The sequence below is a fragment of the Mesobacillus sp. S13 genome, from assembly GCF_020422885.1.
In the GTDB taxonomy this organism is placed as follows: Bacteria; Bacillota; Bacilli; order Bacillales; family Cytobacillaceae; genus Mesobacillus; species Mesobacillus selenatarsenatis_A.
In genome coordinates, this window is the sequence record NZ_CP084622.1 from 2299421 (window position 1) to 2320534 (window position 21114).

The following is a 21114-nucleotide window of genomic DNA, read 5'->3' on the forward strand; positions in this document are numbered from 1 at the left end:
GTTTAATACACTCCCAATTTGCCATGAAATCTAGCTTTTTTATCCATTAAACGATAGAAATACACCCCAATTAGAATATACAACAATGTGAGAGAGACAAGGACTGAAAAAGACACCAGTACTGATTGGAATGACAGCGTTTCAGTCGTCACATTCCGTAAAAGTTGGATTGCCCAGGTGGGAGGAAGGATGTAGGAGATGCCTTGAACCCACGCAGGCAAGTACGCAATCGGAAATAAAAAGCCACATATTAGATAAATAGGATATTCAATGAAATTCATCAATGCTTCAGCTTGTCTGGAAAGTGTAAAAGCGAGCGCAAGAAAGAAAGAGAAAACAGCCAGCGACAACAGGACGATTAGTAGTGATGATAAAAAGTACCAGGGATGATAAAAAACAAGATCTAACTGGAAGACGAATTTTAAATAGACGAAAGACAAAATCATTGAAATAAGTCCCCATAATGTATTCGCAATGATTTTTCCAATCAGGGTGACCGCGAAAGGAACTGGCGAGATAAAAATGATTTCGAGAGTCCCATAAAATCGTTCTCTGTTCACATCACTGGCAGATGAAAAAACGATCGAAGACCAGAGGGCCATGAATCCGGAGCCCAATACGACATAATGAAATAAAGTTTCTGTTGAGTCTTTTCCGTATATAAAGATCGCCAATGTTGAATAAAAAAGCGGTGAAATCCAGATGATGAACTTAAACATCGGCCGTGCAATGGATAGTTTCATATGGACAAGGATGGTATGAAGAAGGGAGGCAGCTAAATTCATGAAGCATTCTCTCCAATCGTTCTAACATATACATCCTCAAGGGTTGGATTTGAAATCGTTAAATTGGTAATCATAGAGTTTTTCATTGAATCATAGATGAATGGCACGACAAGTTGTGGCTCTGCTGTCTGAATCCTTAATGTGAAGGCGAAATCCTGTCGGTCAACTTGTATATGGTGAATGCTTTTAAGATTCTTTATTGTTTCAATTTGGGCTGATGATGCGCCCATCACCGAGCAGTCGATAATCGACAGGTTATCCATCTTTTTCTTCAGGTTGGAAGGAGAATCTATGTCGATTATTTCTCCTTTATTAATAAAAGCAATGCGGTCACATAGCTCGTCAGCTTCATACATGTAATGGGTTGTTAGCAAAATGGTTGTGCCTTGTTCATTTAATTTGCGCAAAGTCTCGCGAAGTTGCCGCGCGCTAACAGGATCCAGTCCAATTGAAGGCTCGTCAAGAAACAAAATTTCCGGATTGTTCACAAGGCCTCTCGCAATTTGTAATCGCTGCTTCATTCCTTTTGAGAATGTCTCCACTTTTTGATGGGCCACATCATGAAGACCAACGAGCTTTAGTAAATCTTCTATTCTCCTTTTCTTGATAGATTTAGGAATTTTATAAAGGTCGGCAAAATACGAAAGGTTGTCATAAGCCGATAACCGCCAGTATAAGTTCCGTTCTCCTCCCAAAATAAAATTGATCTTCGGCCTCAAAAATCGGTAATCAGATGCCGGATCAAGTCCTAAAATGGAAACTTTACCTGAATGGGGGATCAGCATGGTAGACAATATTTTTATCATCGTTGTCTTACCGGCACCATTCGGGCCCAGCAAGCCGAAGATTTCCCCTTTTTTTACTGAAAAAGTAATCCCCTTTAGTGCATCAACCTTCTTTTTTTCCTTTTTGAATAGCCCTACATCCGTTGTGTAGGATCGAGTAACATTTGAAACTTCGATTACATTACCAATCATGTCCTGACCTCCAATGTTAGATGATTATCTTATAAGATGATTATATTACTAAGTTTGGTAAAGTCAACCATTTTTAGTATTTACTATTGGTTTTTGTGTTGGCATGAGAATTTTAAGCGGAGAATTTCCGGCTATTGTCTTTAGAGGGTGCCAATGTCGCGGAAATAGGCGGAGATGTTCCGGTTAACGGCTATAAATAAGACAAAAACTAATGATTTTATTTAAATAAGCGGAAAAACAACCCTTATTTTTAAGAAAATGATGGCCATGTTTAATTTAAGCGGAATTCTTCCGTTTATTTTTCAAACACAGTGCCATTAACATTCAGTTATTACGGATCTTATAAAAAAAAGTCTAATCCTTTTTTTGGATTAGACTACAATTTGGGGTTAATGAAATCTTGCAATTGTTTTAGGGTAGCATCTGCATGTTCTTGGTTATAGGAAAAATACTTAATCGTCCCGACTTTTTCTTCTTTTACAAAACCTGCTTTTTTTAACAGTTCCAGGTGGTGCGACACGGTTGCCGTTGTAATGCCAAGGTACTCCGCGATTTTGGCCCCGTATTCCTTATTCCGGGCAAGCATTCGTAAAATAAGGATTCGATTCCGGTCGGATAATGCTTTTAATTGCAATTCCAGTTCGGCGCTTTTTTTTCGATAATCGACAAGTGGCGCATCAACTCCATAAATGATGATACATGTCTTAGTATCGAATATCCTGATTCGATTATCAGTAAAGAAGTAGGATGGAATGTAGTAATACATTTGATACATACTTGTTCGCCTGAACGTTTTTCCCATTATGTATTGAGCTAAGGCTAAAGGTTCCATGTCGATGGATTTAACTTTATCAATGGATTCCTGTGCAACGTTGCTTATTGTTGTAAGTTCATTTTTGGATGTCCGGGATTGATAAACATCTAATAAAAGAGAGATAAAGCTATTTCTGAAATCAGGCAGGTTTTTCAGGACATAATGCATCGCTGCTTTTTTTTCATCGGTTTCCCACCAGATCGTATCCTCGGCAGATTTAAGCTTCTCTGTATCCTTGATCAATTCTATAATTTGCTTTTTTGAAATAGACTCGCCAAAAAAATGATACAAAAAATCAGAATCACTAAGAGTAGATATCTTTTCAAGAAACAGTTCTACATCATGAAAATAAGGACAAGGAAGAAGGAAGTTAAACAGAAAGGTGAAACTCCAATCGGTTCTTGTATTCCAAAAATCCAGAAATTCTGCGGAGTTTTTATCCAGTTCCTTGAGTAGTTGACCATATAAGCGGTCCTTATCTTTTCTTGAATCAAGTAAAGACGATGTAAAAGCAATAAATTCCACAGCAGATGAGTGAAAATGCTCTACTACGACTTCATCTGCTTTTGAGCGGCTGTCCCACTCCAATGACATATCAGCACCTCTTTTCATACATGTTTATTATAAGGCAATCATCTAATAAAAGAAACTTGAATATGAAGTGCTTAGTTCCTAGGAGGATTCCAGCCCTATTTATTGAATATTTGTAGTTAGGGATTTATTTAAAAGGGAGAAGAGTATGAATAAATTTTACTTTGCATCGAGTTTTCGAAACATGGATGCTGTGATGTATGTGTCGAAACAATTAGTACATCAAGGATATATGTATACATATGATTGGACGAAAAATGTCAAAGCAAGGGAAGGAAATACGTTACTACTGGAAGATTTAAAAGTGATCGGCCAACACGAGAAAAACGCCGTCAAAGAATCTGATTTTATCGTAGTTATACTCCCAGGTGGAAAAGGAACTCATATAGAATTAGGAATCGCTCTGGGGTTGGGTAAGAAGATCTTTCTATACTCACCAGACAGAGCAATTGATCATGTTGAAACAACCAGTACATTTTATCATTTACCAGAAGTTGAGAAATGTTATGGAACACTGGATGAATTGGTAGATAAGATTATTACTCAATTGCCTATAAATCACAAGGTGTGATAGTTAGGGGTTTACAGCTGAAAGAAAGGAAGATGACCAGATTGACAAAGAAACTATCTTTATTTTTATTGGGTTTATTAGCGTTCGTCGCCTTGTTCTCTACATTTTTATTTTTCAAAACCATTTTTTCAAATCTAATTCCTGAGTTTATGACTGCAGAAGCAATACCTTTAGCCATCTTCTCAGGCTTAACATGGGTTGCGCTTTCTATAGCTGTAAGTAGGTTAAGCTTTGACTTCTTAAGTAAAAACTGGAAGTGGTGATTATTTTTGAGATTTATTGATGACTTAGCGGGGTCAATATATGACGTTTTTAAATTTATTTTAAAGTCGCTTAGCTATTTTCTGGCAGGGGTTGTGATCGTAGCAATCCCAATGTATTTGATCGTTTGGATATTTGGTTTACTTAAGTAATGCAATTCCTTCCGATTACTAGGGGAAATACTTTTTTAAAGGGGTAGGTTAAAATCAATAGTCCATTAAGTAAACTGTTTTTGTTTGGTGCCTTGTTATCTGCGATTCTCTCATTCTTCCTGGGCACAAAGCTTGCTATACTGTCGGCTGGATTCCTTTTAGTCAATGCAGTCTTGCTTCAATATTTGAAAATTAGAGAAGATGCAGGAAGGAGTTAAGTCCTTGGAAAAAGTGAGGACGCAGCCATTCATTATTTTATCGTTAATCCTTAGCTCTATTACAATGGCACTATATGCCTATCAGAAATTTGCTAATCAAGAGATAGGTTATGGAATAGTTTTTACAGTCCTATTCTTGTTCCTAAGTGGAATGGCGACTTATGGTTTTATTAGGAATCAAAAGATAAAAAGTGAAAACAAAGATCGGTGTTAAGAATATTGGCGGCACGGGGAAGTCATGAAAACTTACAAAACTGAAGATTTACCAAAAAATAAAATAATAGATTTTTTTAAGTTGCATTGGGGATCTCCAGAAATGGTGATCTCAAGCGGCGTTTATGATTGCAGTACATTAGATGGTTTTGCCATTGTAAAAGAAAACAACATCATTGGTCTTGTTACCTATGTCATTATAGATGCCGAATGCGAAATTATATCATTAGACAGTACGGAAGAAGGCAAGGGTATAGGTACATCGCTTGTTAAAGAAGTAGAAAACATAGCTTTAGAGAAAAAATGTACACTCATAAAACTTATAACAACAAACGATAATCTATTAGCACTGAAGTTTTATCAAAAACGAGGTTTTGTCATTTCCAAAGTGATTAATAATGCAGTAGAGAAAGCGAGAAAGTTAAAACCGGAAATTCCTCTGGTCGGTAATGATGGTATTCCAATAAGGGATGAAATTGAGTTAAAAAAACGATTAGACTAAAGAGGGCGTTTATCCAGGAAGGATTGACGCCTTTTATGTTGAATTACTTCTGGATGAAGTGCTCAAAGTGCTGTATCCAACTTGGATAAAAGAAGAATTTAAGAGAGTAGTGAGAAAATGAGTAAAAGCATCCCTTTTAGGTTGATTGAACAAAAAGAAGGAACAGATAACCTGGTTATTGTCTTACCAGGGGCTGGTTATTCAACCCAAGCTCCGTTGTTATACTATACAACTAGTTTATTTTACAATAAAGGCTTTGATGTATTGCATATTAATTATTCATTTAACAGGGTAGAGATTTCCTCACTAAATGAAAGGGATCTAGCAACAGATGTACAACTTGTGATAGACACCGCAATCCATGAAAAAAAATACAGCAACTTATATATAGTGGCTAAGTCGATTGGAACAAAAGTTTTAAGATGCCTGCTCGATCACCCAATGTTTAATGATGCCAAATTGGTATGGTTGACTCCATTGCTGCAAAATGATGATGTATTTAACGCAATGGTTACTAAAGATCAAAAAGGGCTTTGCATTTTTGGAGAAAAAGATAGTCATTGCTTTATAGTGGAACGCTATGAAAAGTTGAAAAATAATCAAAATCTTACCTTAAAAGTGATTGAGGGCGGGGATCACAGTTTAGAGCTTGAAGAAGATCCATTTATGTCTATTGAAATTTTAAAAAGTGTCATTTCTGATATTAACAATTTTAACTAGCGGGAGATCGAATAAGAAATATCTATTTAAGGACTCGAAAAGAGATATACAAAAAGCCGAGACCTTAACTGGAAGAAAATATGCGGGAAGAAACCCGAGCCTGAACTGGAAAAAAAACACTCGGAATTTCCAGTTCGCCAATACATTTTGATTTTCGCCAAAAAACAGGTTGAAATCGCCAATAAATAATTTTTTTCTCCAAAAAAACTTGAAAATCGCCAATAAATTTGTGAAAACCGCCAATAAAAAAATCAATAATAAAAATCAGCTTAAAACTTGTTGTCTTTTTCACTTGAAAACTTAGTTTTTACAATCAACTTGCTCTACCTCAAAGCTTGAGTCAAGGATTCTGGTTAATGCACGAACAAATTGTGTTGTTATTGATACAATTCAGGTTAGCTTAAAGAGTTAAAATTAAGAATGCCACTTTTCATGACGGAAGTGTGGCAATTCCATAAAAAAATATAGGGGTAGTTTTTATGTTCAATAAAATTAATATTTTTTATGGGGAACATCAATCACAATTTGGTGTATTGCGTTTGCCTGAAAGTCCAGAACCATGCCCGGTAATTGTCCTGATTCATGGTGGGTTTTGGCAATCTAAATACAACTTAGAAGAGAATACCCCAATTGCTGAAGATTTAGCTCTGCGAGGTTATGCAACTTGGAATATCGAATATAGAAGAATAGGTGAGGAACTAGAAGGATGGAATAGCACGTTTAATGATGTAATAGACGCTATTAACCATCTGACTATTATTAAGGAGTCGCATCGTATCGACCTTGCGAAAGTAACAGTTTTGGGTCATTCAGCGGGGGGCCATTTAGCCCTTTGGTTAGCTTCAAGAACTAACGCGTCGCAAACGGATAATGAATTTAATGAACTCGCTATAGGTATTCAAAAAGTATTAAGTTTGGCAGGAGTCACTGACTTAACAAACATGTGGGAAATCCACGAACAAAAGGGAATTAAAAGTCCTGTAGCTGCACTACTAGGCGGGACGCCACAGGAATTTCCTAAACGCTATAAAATGACTTCTCCAATAGAGTTACTACCATTTGGCGTAGAGCAAGTTTTAATACATGGTGAGTTGGATCGTCATGTTCCAGTAGAGTTAAGCATTAATTATTACCAAATCGCTCAGGAAAAAGGGGATAAGGTGAAGTTAGTTGTTCTGCCGGATATAGAACATTTTAAGGTCATTGACCCAGCTTCATCTGCTTGGGACATAGTTGTTGATTCTATCTGAATTAGTTCAAGAAGGATATTAGCCAATGTTGCGTGAAATAGCAGGAAAGATAAGGCAAGTTGTAGAGGAAATAATTTAAAATGCAGGTTCTTTTATAAGAAGTTACTGTTGCGTTGGTCCATGAAGGATTAACTTAGAGTAAGTAAACGAAATGCTTTTATGGAATTTTTGTGAGGAGATATATATGACTGGAATCACTGCTGTTGAAACTAAAAGGTTAATCCTTAGAGAACTTGATGAAGATGATTTTGAAGATATTCATGAATTTAAGTCAGATCCACAAGTAGTGAAATATTTAACTTGGGGTCCAAATAGTAGAGAGCAAACTTTACAGAGCCTTAGAAAGCAAATCGCTTTTCAAAATGAGGAAAACAGAAAACTTCATGTTTTAGCCGTCGAAATAAAAGGCACTAAAAAAGTCATCGGAAATGCTTTGTTTATGGTTAGAGATCAGGATTTTAAAACAGTTGAAATCGGATATTTCATTAATTCAAACTACTGGAAACAAGGTTACGGGATAGAAATTGTTAAAGGCTTATTAGATTTTGGGTTTAATACCATGGATGTCCATAGGATATATGCCGTCTGCGATGCAGAAAATACGGGCTCTATCAAGCTTTTAAGCAAAATAGGTTTCCGGCAAGAAGGCCATTTTATGAAGAACTTAAAGATAAAAGGACAATGGAGGGACCACTATCTATTCGCTATGTTAAGCAAAGAATTCATTAACAAACCCGAAAATGAAGGATGAAATCCGAATGAATTGGCTGCCATATGGCAGTTTTTTTAAATGTGACTGTATACCCGTTATTACAGAAGGTAAAGAAAATGAAAATCGCCATTGGTTATTTATGGTATTATTTAATTAAGGTAGGTTTTGACAATAGGGGGAATTAAAATGAAGAATAAGTTAAAAAAATCTTCAACAGATAAGTCTATAAGTGGGGTTTGTGGAGGTATTGCTGAGTATTTTGGGATATCTTCTTTGGCAGTAAGACTGATATTCATTTTGTTACCCGGTTTTAATATATTAATCTATTTAATTCTTGTTAATACGATGGCTGATAGTCCCCAGTCATTGTATTGAATGATGTGTTTAATTTCATTAATTTCGAAAGGGAAATATCTTTTAAAAGACGGAGATTAGTAACGATACTTTTGATTAGCATAATAATAGGTATTTTCCTTTATCACGATGCTCGAACCTTGGATCTTGGTCCTTCTGAATTACCTGTTAATGAACAATTAGCGATTACAATATCTCAGCGATACCTTGCTGGCTATTGGACACATCCAGTTAAGTTGCATTTGACGCCTTATGAGATGAAGAATGTGAAAGAAATAGCAGAAAATTATGTTGTGAATATAATCGATGAACGGGATACACGCAATTGCAAGGGGTTTCGGATCATTGTTGAGAAGGATACTGGTAAAGTTTTAGATAAAGATAAGGTGGATTATTGTCATTCAAAGTAGTAACCATATCCGATTCGCCCCTTTCATGGCGACTTTTTTAACTCTACTAAAGAGACAGGTCTTTGATAAACTTGGCAAAGTAAAATCCGGCTCTTGCACACTTATATTTGCAAGAGCCAAAGAAGGAAAGTTACCTGAAATTGGGGTTTTATAAATTAATCGTATATTACAGCTTTTCCTTGTTCACGTACTTTTTTTAAGAATGTAAGCATATGATTTATTTCCTCATCGGAATGTCTTTCCCACGAACTTAATTCTGCCACTATCTTCAAAGGAGATTTAGATCTATAAGAACGTGTTGGGTTTCCAGGGAATTTTTTGTCAGTTAAATTCGGATCATTTTCAAATTCGCCTAATGGTTCTACAACGTAAATTCTTTCTTTTGATTTAGAGACTGCTAATTCAGCACCCCATTTAGCAGCATCCAATGTTGCAGTAAAGTATATATAGTTTGATTTTTTATCTTGGTAATTTGATAGGTGTTGTGGTTCTAATAAATCTCCAATTTTTAATTCGGCTTTAGTACCATGAAAAAATGGACCATTATCTAAGACATCTTTCTTATCATTCAAATTGATGCACCTCTTAAATTTTTCGATTTGTGTATATCAGTATATTATTGGAATTACAAAAAGAGTAGTCTATATATTAATTGTAAATAGTTGTATAATGTAATTAGAGAGAATGATATTGAACACTATTTATTCCAATTCAAATTTTAATTTAGCTTTACCATTTGCGAATGTTGCTGATTTTTGACTATTGCTTATATAGTGATATGAAGTATAAAGGTGCGTTGATCCACATGGATTAACCACCTTTTTCAATAAAAAAATCAGTGGATGATGATATATATAGTAATAAGATTAGTGAAAAACGAAAATGAATTACATAAAGAAAAATTAAAGCTGCTGAGACGCCAAAACAATAGGTGATGTGGAGTATAACTAATTGGATTAACTGTTTAGAAAAAAACCAGAGCCTCCGAAAAGTAGCAATTTTAATAATGAACTTCTTTATTCCGGATATCGCAGGTAATGTACTTAAACACCTAAAAGCTCGCTTCCATACACTCCAAGAGATATGACACTTTATTACTGTAGAATTACATTTCTTTAACAAATCCCAGGAAAAGACGGAATTGCTAAGCCGGTGGCGAAGTCTATAGGTACAGAGAAAAATCGGGGCAATTTCAGAAGCTAATTAGGGGGACTATATATGCTAGAATTTGATACTAATATCGATCAATTTGCTACTATAAAAGTAATAGGTGTAGGGGGCGGCGGAAATAATGCCGTTAACCGGATGATTGAGGACGGGGTGCAGGGAGTGGAGTTCATTTCTGTGAATACAGATGCGCAGGCTCTCAATATGTCAAAAGCGGAGATCACGATGCAGATTGGCGGTTCGCTGACCAGGGGATTGGGGGCCGGTGCCAATCCGGAAATCGGCAGAAAGGCTGTCGAGGAAAGCAGAAAGCAGATTAGGGATGCGCTGGAGGGTGCGGACATGGTGTTCGTAACGGCCGGAATGGGCGGCGGAACAGGAACTGGAGCTGCTCCGGAGATAGCCCATATTGCACGCGAACTTGGCGCACTAACTATTGGAGTCGTGACTCGTCCGTTCTCTTTTGAAGGCCGGAAACGGGCACAAAATGCGGCTTCCGGAATCGAAGAAATGAAGAAAGCTGTTAATACGTTAATCATCATTCCAAACGAGCGATTGCTGGCAATCGTCGATCGGAAAACGCCGATGATTGAAGCTTTCCGTGAGGCGGACAATGTCCTTAGGCAGGGTGTCCAGGGCATTTCCGACTTGATCGCCGTACCAGGCTTGATCAACCTTGACTTTGCTGACGTAAAAACGATCATGTCCCATAATGGAACGGCGCTTATGGGCATTGGAGTGGCTTCTGGCGATGACCGTGCTGCCGAAGCTGCCAAAAAGGCCATCTCTTCACCATTGCTTGAAACGAGTATCAATGGCGCAAAAGGAGTGCTGATGAACATCACTGGCGGGGTGAACCTCAGTTTGTATGAAGTCCAGGAAGCGGCCGATATTGTGGCGGCTGCAACTGACGACCAATTAAACATGATTTTTGGGTCAGTCATTAATGAAAACCTGAAAAATGAGATCATGGTGACCGTGATAGCTACCGGCTTCGATCATGATGAGGATGAAGCACCACCTTCGAACAGATCGCGCCGTCCTGGAGACATGATTGCCAATTCCCGAGAACAGTATCATTCTCACTCAAGACAGCGAGAAACTGTTGCCTATGCAGAATCAGGGAATTATGGCCAGTCCAGCAGGTACAGCCAGTCCGCCAGCTTCGACCAGTCTGACAGCAACGCTAACTCTGATCACTATGGCCAGTCTGATCGCTACAGCCAGTATGGCAATTTCAATCCATCCGATAGCTACAGCCAATCCCGTAATTACAGCAAGCAGCATACCTACGAGGAGCCTGCCAATTACGAACGAGATACTCAGCAGTCAGACGACTCACTTGAAATTCCATCGTTCTTGAGAAAGCGAAGCAGAAGGCGATAACCGCCAAAGAACCGAATCGGCAGTGCTTGCTCTTAAGAGGAGGAACAAATCAATAAAAATAGACCATTGAATATTGTTTTATTCAATGGTCTATTTTGCTTGCAAATTTTAAGCATGCGAGAGAATTCATTAAGAAACCCCGCACCTGTCTCTTAAATTATTTTCGTTTGCCTTTAAGGTCGATCCCGATTGCTGCACCATTTCGGCTCGAGTCGGCGACTCCCTTGAAGATTCCGTTCTCGCGGTCAATCAAAATGCTTTGTACATTGCCGATGGTCGTAGGACTCGGACCGAACTTATGGCCCATCGCATTCAGTTGGTTTAGAGTATCAGTGCTAATACCTTCTTCATAACGGTAAGAATTTAGATTGTGGGTGTAGATTCTTGGCTCTTCGACTGCTAGCTTGAGTTCCATATCGTACTCAATCGCATGGATTATGGTTTGCAGTACTGAAGTAATAATGGTCGGGCCTCCAGGAGAGCCAACGGTTAAGACTGGTTCACCCTCGTTATCGAAAACGATGGTCGGTGTCATGCTGCTCAATGGGCGCTTGTTTGGCTGCACTTCATTCGCGCCGCCAGGGACTGCATCGAAGTCGGTCAATTCATTGTTCAGCATGAAGCCATAACCAGGGACCATGATGCCTGTTCCAAAAACCTGTTCAATGGTTGTTGTGTAGGAGACGACATTTCCCCATTTGTCTGTTACAGAAAAATGGGTCGTTTCTCCATATTTCCGATCATTTGGCTGACTAGTCGGTGAATAGTTTGCTTCGGTATCTTCATACTTCCAAGGGTCGCCGGCTGTTGGATTCTGATTGACTGAATCCAGACTGATCAGTTCCTGGCGCTCCTTGATGTAATCAGAGTGGAGAAGTCCATTCACAGGTACATTGACAAATTCAGGATCTCCAGCGTATGCAGCTCGGTCCGCGTAGGCTAAATGCATGGCCTCGGAAAGAAGGTGATATTTTTCTGGAGATCTAACATCATACTGTGACAAATTGAAATCATCAAGTATTTTCAGCATTTGCAAAAGGAAGACACCGCCTGAGCTTGGTGGAGGCATGCTGGCAATTTCGTATCCTTGATAGTCTCCCCAAACAGGCTCATCCACTGTTACATCATACTTTTCCAAATCCTCTGAGAACATAGAACCTCCGAATTCCTGGACAACATCAGCAATTGCTTCAGCGATTTCTCCTTTATAAAATGCGTCCGTACCTTTTGAGCGAATCAGCTTAAAGGTTTTAGCCAAATCGTCCTGAACAAGAACATCTCCTTCTTGAAGCGGCTGTCCGCTAGGGAGGAAGACTTGACTTGCTGCAGATTTTGATAACTTGTCCTGATTATCGGAAATCGCATCTGCAAGAACAGAGTCTATCGGGAACCCTTTATCAGCGAGTTTAACAGCAGGGCCAATCAGTTGTTGCAGTGGGCGAGTTCCCCACATTTCAAGTGCTGTTTCAAGCCCCTTCAGGGTACCCGGAACTCCCACAGCAGTACCTCCTGTTGACCGGACGGAGAAAGGAATGGGATCTCCGTTCTCATCCAGGAACATATCTGGAGTCGCGCCTTCAGGAGCACGTTCACGACTGTTCACGATCTTAGTTTCGTTTGTTTTTCCGTCATAAACCATCATGAAACCGCCGCCGCCGATTCCGGACATCATGGGTTCCACTACATTCAGTGCAAACTGGATGGCGACAGCTGCATCAATCGCATTTCCGCCTTTGCGAAGGACTTCAGCCCCAATCTCGGATGCGAGAGGGTGGGCGGTTGCAACCATACCATCCTTGCCGACGTCAACCTGGCTGTACTGGTCATAGCTGAATTCCGTTTTTTTTGCCAGTCCTGCTGCAGGCATGGTACCTGCGAGCAACAGCACACTTAGCAGAGCAAATAGCCCGGTACGTAAGAATCTTGTCATAAGAATACCTCCTGTTTAAATTTGGAATCATCCTCATGGTAGGGGAAAAGAGAGTTTGATAGCAAATTATTTGCTGAATTTTCCTAATTTTAAATCTATTATCCTAGCAGATCTGAGAAAGACAGTAAAAAAGTCATTGTGTTGGATGAGACTAAAGATTGATAGATTCTGTAATCTATTTAAATCTAGTTGATAAAATTATTGATAAATAGAATGTGGAGTGTCTTGTTTTAGCATTATAAAATGTGCGGATAAATTCTTTACCGGGCCTTTTATCGTCACATTATCTTTATTAATGTGACGATAAAATCCTTCTTGGGCGTTTTATCTGCACAATATCCTCTGTAATGTGAAGATCATTTACTTGTGGATCGGTTTATCCGCACATTATCTTCTTTAATGTTACGATAGATTCTTTCTGGAGCGTTTTATCCGCACAATATCTTTATTAATGTGACGATAAAATCCTTCTTGGCCGTTTTATCCGCACATTATCTTCTTTAATGTTACGATAGATTCTTTCTGGAGCGTTTTATCCGCACAATATCTTTATTAATGTGACGATAAAATTCTTCTTAGGCGTTTTATCCGCACAATATCTTCATTAATGTGACGATAAATTCCTTCCCGGGCGTTTTATCCGCACAATATCCTCTGTAATGTGATGGTAATTTCCTTCTCCAACGTTTTATCTGCACATTATTTTTTGGTCCTCTTACCGATGAATCATTTTTACTATGACGTATGTAAGTATGCTAAGTGGTAGCACCCAGTTAGCCATTATATATGAATGATTAGTAGGTAAAAAGGCTAAATAGAATCTTGTCTTATATTGTCTAAATATTCATTCTTTTTACACTATTAAAGTAGTGCTAACTTAAACTATCATTTATTTAGCGTCCCGAAAGGTGTAAAAAGGAGGGGAGATATTAAGAGGGCGACAACTTTTTACGGAAGGGGTACATAAATGAAATCGTTTAAGAGGTTAATAAAAATGACATCGGCTTTACTGATCCTCATGGTTGCATTCAGCTCGGCAACATATGCAGCACTGCTGCCTGGGGGGCCATCCACTAACGGCAATACGAACATTAACAGCACCCTATCTTACCAGGAAGTTGTCAAGATCCTTGAAGACATTGAGAGATCCAGTAAAGGAAAGGTCGATGTATTTACACTTGACCAGTATGGAAGATCAGAACAAGGCCGAAGCATTTATGTCGCTAAAGTTGGGACAGGCCCTCAGAAAATTTGGATTCAAGCGCAAATCCACGGTAACGAGAAACTGGTTACCGAAGCTGCACTCCAGCTTTTAAAGACTTATGCAAAAAGCGGAGAGAAGGATGTTGAGCAGGTTCTGGAAGAGTCGACGCTTTATTTCATCCCAATGTACAATCCGGATGGAGCAGAAATGAACCTTCGCCAAACCAAACTTACGAATAGCGGTAAATTGATTGATCTAAACCGTGATTGGACGTCAGCAGGTTTTGAAGCAGTGGAATCTCGAGTGGTTTATGCCTACTGGGCGGAGGTAAACCCTGATTTTGCCATCGACCTTCACCATCAGGGGTTCAAACAAGTTTATGGCACGAACGAATCCACGTCTTTCTCGCTTGGAATCTCACTTGCTCCAGATGGTCCAACATTGCCTGGTACCGGCTATAACGAGATCACCAAGCAAATGATGGCATATGTTTATGATGAGTTAAAAGACTACGGGTACACCCATATTGACCGTTACCAAGTCGGAGTAGATAGAGAAGCAGGCATTGGATACGATATCGATATTAGGGGCGGTGTTGTTTCAGCGATGATGATGGGGCTGAATTATAATAACCTGAACCCAGAAGGTCATAGCCATCCAGCAGTATTTTTTGAAACGAAAGGAAATTCTTCTGATGGCAGCCTGGGCCAAAAGTCGAATGGCTACCTGACAAAGCAAAATTACCTGGCATTGAAATCATTGGTACACGGATATGTGACCGGTGAAGTCGAGAAAGTGAACCCAGATGACTGGTATAACATTCCGTATTATCCTCTGGCTGGCTACTTTACAGATTACAATGGGGTCGTGCCTGCAGGAGCAAATAGCGGATATTAATACATTTTTGAGAGTGTCGTTCCTAGACACTCTCTTTTTGTGGAATATTTTTTGGGATGGAGCAAATTGATAGAATGATTCGGTATTTTAAGTAAAAAAACAATTATAATAGAATGACAGAATATTTTTAATAGGAAGTTGTTTAGGAGGAAGTTGAATGGAAACAACGTTATTGCCAAAGGTGGTTTTAAGGGAGTTAACTTTACAGGATTCAGAGGATCGATATAAATGGTGTCTTGACAAAGAAGTAACGAAACATCTAAATATGCCAGAAAAATATCCTCCCTTCAGCAGGGAAGAGACACAAAACTGGATAAAGCTGTGTATTGCCAAAACAAACGGCTATGAACAAAAAGCAATCATGACCGCAGATGGTACGCATATCGGCTGGATTGATCTAAAGAATATAGATAAGTTAAACAAGCATGCAGAATTGGGTATTGCGATAGGCGATAAAAGTTACTGGGGTAAAGGGTATGGCTTATCCGCGATGAATCAAATGCTATTATGGGGATTTAATGAATTAGAGTTAAATAAGATATGGCTTAGAGTTGAGATTGATAATGAGAAAGCCATTAAATCTTACAAGAAAATGGGTTACATAGAAGAAGGAATTCTGAGACAAGACAGATTAAGAAACGGTGAATTTGTAGACCGATTAAGAATGAGCATTCTTAAGAATGAATTTTACAGCAAAATGGTTATTTAGGAAAAATATTGGAACTGTTTTCATCCCTGAAACGTAGATAACCATAACTGACTTGGAGGTGTAATGAATGTTCGAATATCAATTTGTAGAAACTTCACTCGGAGGATTTTTCTCTTCCGCAACACACAGGGAAACCATCAGTGAGTATGCAGCTGAGGGCTGGAGATTGGTACAAGTTTTGCCTTTAGCGTACAATGGCCACGGAAAACCTACTTCATACGAGATTATCTTTGAAAGACCGATTCAGGGTGAGACTTGAAACTAACTTGAGAGACTCACGATAAATCAATACTTGAAATGGCATACGTAATTGACGTATGCCGTTTTTGTAACATGCCGAAAACCAGAAACAATTACTGTATGCACTCTTTTATGGAACCAAAGTGATATTCAACCGTAATAATTAGAAAAGGCCTATTACGAAGGGTGTGTGCAAATGGGTTACTTTGAAAGAGTGAAAAAAATTCAACAGCTTCAATGGGAATTATTTATTGATTATTGGTATTTGCACATTGCTGTAATATTACTGGGATTAGCTGCAGTGGCATTTTGGGTGATAAAGAAATAGAAATTTACAGATTAACTTAAACATAATGTGTAATACATGGAGTTATTAAAAGGGTGTGTTTTGTTCATGACTAAAGAGTCAAAAGTAACTTTACCCAGCAAAAAGAAAAGGGTGCTCATTTCTTTAATAAGCTGCTTCATTTTATGTATTTGGGGAGTTTTCACTTTATTTGTTGGGAACCATAACACGCCATTTGTTCCGGCTCTATTAGCGATTGGCGGTTTTATAGGATTGGTCGGTGGGGTCGTAGAACTGAAAAAAATGAATGCTGCTTGAGACGAGAGTGCGTGGGTCCAGGAAGGATTTCGCACTTTTTTGTTGAATTCCTATATGAAACAAACAGTAGGAGATCATTTTATGGGGATATTTCAGAAAAAACCATTGAAAGAGCAGTGGAGGGCATTAATAATATTGGTTTTACTTTTTGGTCTGGCAATTTATTACATACTCTTCTTCATACCTAAAAATTCACTTGAGTTATATCAAGCTCTTTCGTTTGCGAAAGATTTTGAAGAAGCACAAGAGGTGGTGTTGGACGGGTATGAGGGCTATTTTAAAGAAGAAGACTTTGAATTCATTAATAGATTGGATACTTCTGCAGAAAGAATAAGCCAATTTACTCTGTTTGAATATGATGAAAAAACCTATTTAATCATGACGACACCTGGTACGGAAAGGTTAAAAGTTCTCTCAGTTGAAGAATTGCCAGAAGACATTAGGGAATATTTTCTTGCATTAACACCATAAGATTGTCCTTGTAGTCAGTTTGTTTCTCAAGAATAAATCGCTTTTTTAAAATGTAGGAGAATTTTATTGGAAAATAACAGAATGCAAGAAGAGATGACATACTAGGAATGCTAGTTAGAATAGGAGAAGTTTTATGTTAAATAGAGTCATTCGGGAATTCGGTTTGGAACTGCAATCGATCAACGAGGTTGAAGATTCTCATAGTTCAACTGTCTATAGATGTACTTTGTTAAAGGGAGAAAATGTTTTCTTGAAAATTCCCTTTACAAAATTAAAGTTTCAGCGGGAGTTAGAAGCTTATGAGATTTTAAAAGGGAGTGTGTCCATTCCTGACCTTTTGGATTATTGGCCAGGTGATGATGAGTGCTCTGGAGCTTTTTTATTATCTGAATTAAAAGGAACCCCTTTAACAACTAAGGTTTCGCCAACCATAGCGTTTCAAGTGGGAGTCCTTCAGGCTGAGATGCATAACATTCATCACCCTGAGGCTAAAGAGTTAAAGGGGATCCAGAATGAATTTGCGAATTGGTCTGATTTTGTTGAAAAGCAGTTTTACAGTTTCGCTGAGGATGTAAAGGATGTCTTGGATCCTCAATTATACAAACAAGCGATTGAAAAATTCGAGAAAATGAAGCATCAGCTGCCGGCTCCGGATGAACCAAGTTTTGTACATATGGATTTTCGACCAGCGAATATCATAGTAGGCGATCAAAATGTGGCCGGAATGATTGATTTTGAGAGTGTCCGATTTGGTTCTACAGAAATTGATTTTACAAAACTATATCGTGATTTCTTACGCTTTGACTCTGCCTTATATAGTTCGTTTAAAGATGGATATAAATCCATCAGACCATTAATAGATTTAGACATTGTCCTGCCATTTTATCAATTCACCGATGCGTTCAACAGTATTGGCTGGTGCAAGCGCCGCGGACTGGAGAAAAATGCTTTGTTCCTGGAAGAAAACTTAGTGAGGTTAAAAGGATTTTTACAGTAATGTTTTGATTGAACGAGCTCGAGCAATGAATGCAGGTCAGTCAATCTAGGGGGAAGCGTATGAAGTTTTGGTCAAAGTCGTTGGTATGCTGGTTGGTACTAAGTCTTGTTTTTATTTTCTTAGTTGATCTATTTACAATTAGACCTCATGTGATATCAGGCAATGGAAATCCAGTTCTATTAATAGTGGGGCCAACACTGATTATTTTTATTTTTTTTGCAAAAAGTTTATGGCAAGGGTTCGGGCGACTCAGGATAAAATCCAATAGATCGACGATGATCATTATCGGAGCATTTGTCCTCTTTATCACGTTTTGTATTTTAGAGTATCAATTTGCTGTAAATCTAATAAACGAATTAGGTAGATCATCTAAGGAACCTGAATCAAGAATATACCGTTTTCCCTGGTTAAATCAGTATACTAACACGCTTTTTATTAACGTTTACACATTTGGCATACTGGCAGCAGGAATCACTTTTTTAAAAATTATTTTAAATAGAATAAAAAGAAATTAGATTGTTAGGATTGGAAAGACAAGTTTATTTCTATAAGGAGAAACGGAGGAGTGGGAGTGGAGAAACAAAATTCAGTTGCCAAAGTGCTTCGCATCATAGGTTTCGCAGTAATGATAGGCGGCTTTTTGCTTGCATCGATTGAGGGTCCGGGAGAATCTACTGGGGGTATGACTTTATCTGCCTTGTTTTCCAGCTTTGTCACAGGGATGCTATTCATAGGCTTCTCTGAAGTCATTGCCTTGCTGCAAAAAATATACCATCAACTTTCTCAGAGCAGTTCTAGTGATAACGACAAAGTCGAGGTTGAACAGCCACTAGTCCCAAAAGAATGGCAACCGTCACCACTAGACCTTGATACTATTCAAGAATTGTACCCAGGGCAAAAAATTAAAATCTCAGCCTCTCCATTTGAAGATTATTGCGTCGTACAGATTGAAGGGGAAAACCACATCGAAGTGGTAGAGGTAGGAGGATTCAAGCCGAGGAAAATTACTGCTGATTCAGAACCTGTACTTGTGAACAAGATACAAAATTGGTTCGAAAAATAGGGAGACTTTTAAGAATGAATCATAAATTTATTAAAAACATACAAAGTGTCTATCCAGAGCTAATCATTCGTCAATTTTATATAAATGAAATTGGCCAGAATAATGACGTGATTGTTGTGAACGATTCTTTGGTGTTCAGATTTCCTAAATATGAACAAGGGATTGAACAATTAAGAAGAGAAACGGAGATTTTGAAATACATAGAGGATAGAGTATCTCTGCCAATCCCGGCCCCAGTTTATAAGTTCTTTGACGTGTTCGAACCAGGGAAAGTATTCACTGGCTATCACCTTATTGAAGGCCAACCTTTCTGGAAGGAAAGTTTGCTAGCAATTAAGAGTGATGAGCACATTAGAGGGCTGGCGTCACAACTGGCTTCTATTCTAATAGAAATCCATTCTATTTCTGGAGAAACAGCAATCAGAGAGTTACAATTGGATGCTCGTCATCCGCGTGAGGAAATGAGTGATCTATATGAAAGGATTAAAGATAAATTATTTCCTTTTATGAGGAAGGAATCCCAAGCGGAAGTAACTGACTCGTTCGAGAATTTCCTAAATGGGAATCTGCTCGCTAATTTTAAACTCACACTTATCCACGGGGATTTCGGTGCATCCAATATCTTGTGGAACCAAGGGACAAATGAAATTTCCGGGATCATCGATTTTGGCGGTTCTGGTATTGGAGACCCAGCGTATGATTTTGCGGGAATACTCTCCAGTTATGGCGAAGATTTTTTTAATAAGTGTATCGATTTGTACCCAAATGGCAGGCAAATAGCTAAGCGTGTCCATTTTTATAAAAGCACCTTCGCATTACAAGAAGCCCTTCATGGGATCGAAAATGACGATCAACAGGCTTTTGAGAATGGAATCCATATTTATAGATAATTTTCATTCTAAAAAATATTCTAGTAATACGATTACGTTTTGAATGTAAGAAGGAGGAGGCAAGAAATGATTCAGAGGCTTGGAAATGCACCGTATTTCTTGCTGGTGGTTGCTGCTTTGTTTTGGGGAGGGAATGCGGTGGCCGGTAAGTTCCTCGCTAGTTCCCTTCCGCCGGTGACCATTTCATTCACTCGCCTGGGGATAGGGGTGCTGATTATGTCTCCGGTCATCATCAGGCTGTTCAGGCATGAAAGAGCTGCCCTTCGGGAACACTTCAAACTGCTTTTGTTCCTGGCGGTGACGGGTGTGATTGGCTTCAATCTGCTAATCTACTGGGCTGTCAATTATACGACGGCCATCAATGCAACCTTGTTGAACAGCACGAGTCCATTGTTTATTTTCCTGCTGTCAGCGCTTTTGATTGGTGAAAAAATGGAGCTGAAGTATTGGATATCCCTGGTGATTTCAATGCTTGGGGTACTGGTTGTCATCACGCATGGATCGGTTGAAAGAATGCTAGCTTTGCAGTTTAATATTGGGGATTTGATTATGGTGCTGGCAGTTATCTCATGGGCATTGTATTCCATTTATATTAAAAAAATCTCAGGAAAGCTACCCTCGCTGGCAATTTTCGGTTTTACTCTGGCGATCGGGTTTCTATTGATGGTTCCTGCTGTAGCAATCGAGCTGTCGATCGTCTCGGTAGGAAGTGTCGGTCTTCCGGAATGGACTGCACTATTTTACATCGGGATCTTTCCATCGATTTGTTCTTTTTTATTATGGAATCGTGGGGTTGCGATGATCGGGCCATCGAAGGCGTCGATTTCGTTGAACCTCATTCCAGTGTTCGGGGCGGTGTTTGCCTTCTTTTTTCTTGGTGAACTCATCTCTATACCGCAGATCATTGGTGGATGTCTAGTCTTTGTCGGTGTTTTCATTACTTCTTTTTCAAAGAAGAAAACAGTCCAATTAGCTGAGGAAGCTTAGAAATTCACTAGAAGAGATTGTCTCAATTGAATGAGGCAC

The 21114-nt window shown here is 38.7% G+C and carries 23 protein-coding genes and 1 pseudogene; 19 read left to right on the forward strand and 5 right to left on the reverse strand.

Annotated elements, in window-relative coordinates; genetic code table 11:
- Positions 1-2: 2 nt before the first annotated feature.
- From LGO15_RS11745 to LGO15_RS11755, 3 genes are all read right to left on the reverse strand, one after another.
- Entirely contained in the window at positions 3-785 is a 783-nt protein-coding gene (locus tag LGO15_RS11745; protein ID WP_167830596.1) for an ABC transporter permease, read from the reverse strand.
- Positions 782-1762, reverse strand: a complete 981-nt coding sequence (locus LGO15_RS11750) for an ABC transporter ATP-binding protein (RefSeq protein WP_226087709.1) — start codon at positions 1760-1762, stop codon at positions 782-784. The genes LGO15_RS11745 and LGO15_RS11750 overlap by 4 nt, the downstream gene beginning before the upstream one ends.
- Before the next feature lie 376 nt (positions 1763-2138).
- On the reverse strand, positions 2139-3170 hold the full coding sequence (locus LGO15_RS11755) for an ArsR/SmtB family transcription factor (RefSeq protein ID WP_226087710.1): 1032 nt from the start codon (positions 3168-3170) through the stop codon (positions 2139-2141).
- A 145-nt stretch (positions 3171-3315) separates the two neighbouring features.
- Here LGO15_RS11755 and LGO15_RS11760 point away from each other — a divergent pair, with 145 nt between their 5' ends.
- The 7 genes from LGO15_RS11760 to LGO15_RS11790 all read left to right on the forward strand — a co-directional run bounded on the left by LGO15_RS11760 (position 3316) and on the right by LGO15_RS11790 (position 8530).
- Positions 3316-3738, forward strand: a complete 423-nt coding sequence (locus tag LGO15_RS11760) for a nucleoside 2-deoxyribosyltransferase (protein ID WP_226087711.1) — start codon at positions 3316-3318, stop codon at positions 3736-3738.
- 869 nt (positions 3739-4607) lie between these two features.
- Positions 4608-5084 carry a GNAT family N-acetyltransferase gene (locus tag LGO15_RS11765; RefSeq protein WP_226087712.1) on the forward strand — a complete coding sequence of 159 codons (477 nt, stop codon included), beginning with the start codon at positions 4608-4610 and terminating at the stop codon, positions 5082-5084.
- Between the two features lie 117 nt (positions 5085-5201).
- Positions 5202-5804: an alpha/beta family hydrolase gene (locus tag LGO15_RS11770; protein WP_226087713.1), complete on the forward strand. Its 603-nt coding sequence runs from the start codon at positions 5202-5204 to the stop codon at positions 5802-5804.
- Between the two features lie 479 nt (positions 5805-6283).
- Positions 6284-7054 carry an alpha/beta hydrolase family protein gene (locus LGO15_RS11775; protein ID WP_226087714.1) on the forward strand — a complete coding sequence of 257 codons (771 nt, stop codon included), beginning with the start codon at positions 6284-6286 and terminating at the stop codon, positions 7052-7054.
- 184 nt (positions 7055-7238) lie between these two features.
- The gene (locus LGO15_RS11780) at positions 7239-7805 is read left to right on the forward strand and encodes a GNAT family N-acetyltransferase (RefSeq protein WP_226087715.1); all 567 of its coding nucleotides are present in this window, start codon (positions 7239-7241) and stop codon (positions 7803-7805) included.
- A 147-nt stretch (positions 7806-7952) separates the two neighbouring features.
- The gene (locus LGO15_RS11785; protein ID WP_167830605.1) at positions 7953-8141 is read left to right on the forward strand and encodes a PspC domain-containing protein; all 189 of its coding nucleotides are present in this window, start codon (positions 7953-7955) and stop codon (positions 8139-8141) included.
- 119 nt (positions 8142-8260) lie between these two features.
- Positions 8261-8530, forward strand: coding sequence for a hypothetical protein (locus tag LGO15_RS11790; protein WP_226087716.1), 270 nt, complete (start codon positions 8261-8263; stop codon positions 8528-8530).
- Positions 8531-8685: 155 nt separating this feature from the next.
- Here the strand turns inward: LGO15_RS11790 and arr are convergent, their stop codons facing one another.
- The gene (gene arr, locus LGO15_RS11795; protein ID WP_226087717.1) at positions 8686-9102 is read right to left on the reverse strand and encodes an NAD(+)--rifampin ADP-ribosyltransferase; all 417 of its coding nucleotides are present in this window, start codon (positions 9100-9102) and stop codon (positions 8686-8688) included.
- Between the two features lie 646 nt (positions 9103-9748).
- Here arr and ftsZ point away from each other — a divergent pair.
- A pseudogene (ftsZ, locus tag LGO15_RS11800) lies at positions 9749-10700 on the forward strand (cell division protein FtsZ); the annotation flags it as partial.
- A gap of 540 nt (positions 10701-11240) precedes the next feature.
- On the opposite strand, the gene ggt reads toward ftsZ, so the two are convergent.
- Positions 11241-13013, reverse strand: a complete 1773-nt coding sequence (gene ggt / locus LGO15_RS11805; RefSeq protein WP_226087718.1) for a gamma-glutamyltransferase — start codon at positions 13011-13013, stop codon at positions 11241-11243.
- Between the two features lie 967 nt (positions 13014-13980).
- Here ggt and LGO15_RS11810 point away from each other — a divergent pair.
- The 11 genes from LGO15_RS11810 (at position 13981) to LGO15_RS11855 (ending at position 21075) form a co-directional block, all read left to right on the forward strand.
- Entirely contained in the window at positions 13981-15114 is a 1134-nt protein-coding gene (locus LGO15_RS11810; protein ID WP_226087719.1) for a M14 family zinc carboxypeptidase, read from the forward strand.
- A 157-nt stretch (positions 15115-15271) separates the two neighbouring features.
- Positions 15272-15823 carry a GNAT family N-acetyltransferase gene (locus LGO15_RS11815; RefSeq protein ID WP_226087720.1) on the forward strand — a complete coding sequence of 184 codons (552 nt, stop codon included), beginning with the start codon at positions 15272-15274 and terminating at the stop codon, positions 15821-15823.
- 67 nt (positions 15824-15890) lie between these two features.
- Entirely contained in the window at positions 15891-16082 is a 192-nt protein-coding gene (locus LGO15_RS11820; protein WP_167830611.1) for a DUF4177 domain-containing protein, read from the forward strand.
- A gap of 177 nt (positions 16083-16259) precedes the next feature.
- Entirely contained in the window at positions 16260-16391 is a 132-nt protein-coding gene (locus LGO15_RS24175) for a hypothetical protein (protein WP_264163959.1), read from the forward strand.
- Between the two features lie 66 nt (positions 16392-16457).
- Entirely contained in the window at positions 16458-16667 is a 210-nt protein-coding gene (locus LGO15_RS11825; RefSeq protein ID WP_226087721.1) for a hypothetical protein, read from the forward strand.
- Positions 16668-16748: 81 nt separating this feature from the next.
- Positions 16749-17138, forward strand: coding sequence for a hypothetical protein (locus tag LGO15_RS11830; protein WP_226087722.1), 390 nt, complete (start codon positions 16749-16751; stop codon positions 17136-17138).
- 133 nt (positions 17139-17271) lie between these two features.
- The gene (locus LGO15_RS11835) at positions 17272-18135 is read left to right on the forward strand and encodes a phosphotransferase family protein (RefSeq protein WP_226087723.1); all 864 of its coding nucleotides are present in this window, start codon (positions 17272-17274) and stop codon (positions 18133-18135) included.
- 59 nt (positions 18136-18194) lie between these two features.
- A complete protein-coding gene (locus LGO15_RS11840; RefSeq protein WP_226087724.1) occupies positions 18195-18650 on the forward strand; it encodes a hypothetical protein in 456 nt (151 codons plus the stop codon).
- 56 nt (positions 18651-18706) lie between these two features.
- The gene (locus LGO15_RS11845; RefSeq protein WP_226087725.1) at positions 18707-19198 is read left to right on the forward strand and encodes a hypothetical protein; all 492 of its coding nucleotides are present in this window, start codon (positions 18707-18709) and stop codon (positions 19196-19198) included.
- A gap of 14 nt (positions 19199-19212) precedes the next feature.
- Positions 19213-20088, forward strand: a complete 876-nt coding sequence (locus LGO15_RS11850; protein ID WP_226087726.1) for a phosphotransferase family protein — start codon at positions 19213-19215, stop codon at positions 20086-20088.
- Between the two features lie 66 nt (positions 20089-20154).
- A complete protein-coding gene (locus LGO15_RS11855; RefSeq protein ID WP_226087727.1) occupies positions 20155-21075 on the forward strand; it encodes a DMT family transporter in 921 nt (306 codons plus the stop codon).
- The last annotated feature ends 39 nt before the right edge of the window (positions 21076-21114 follow it).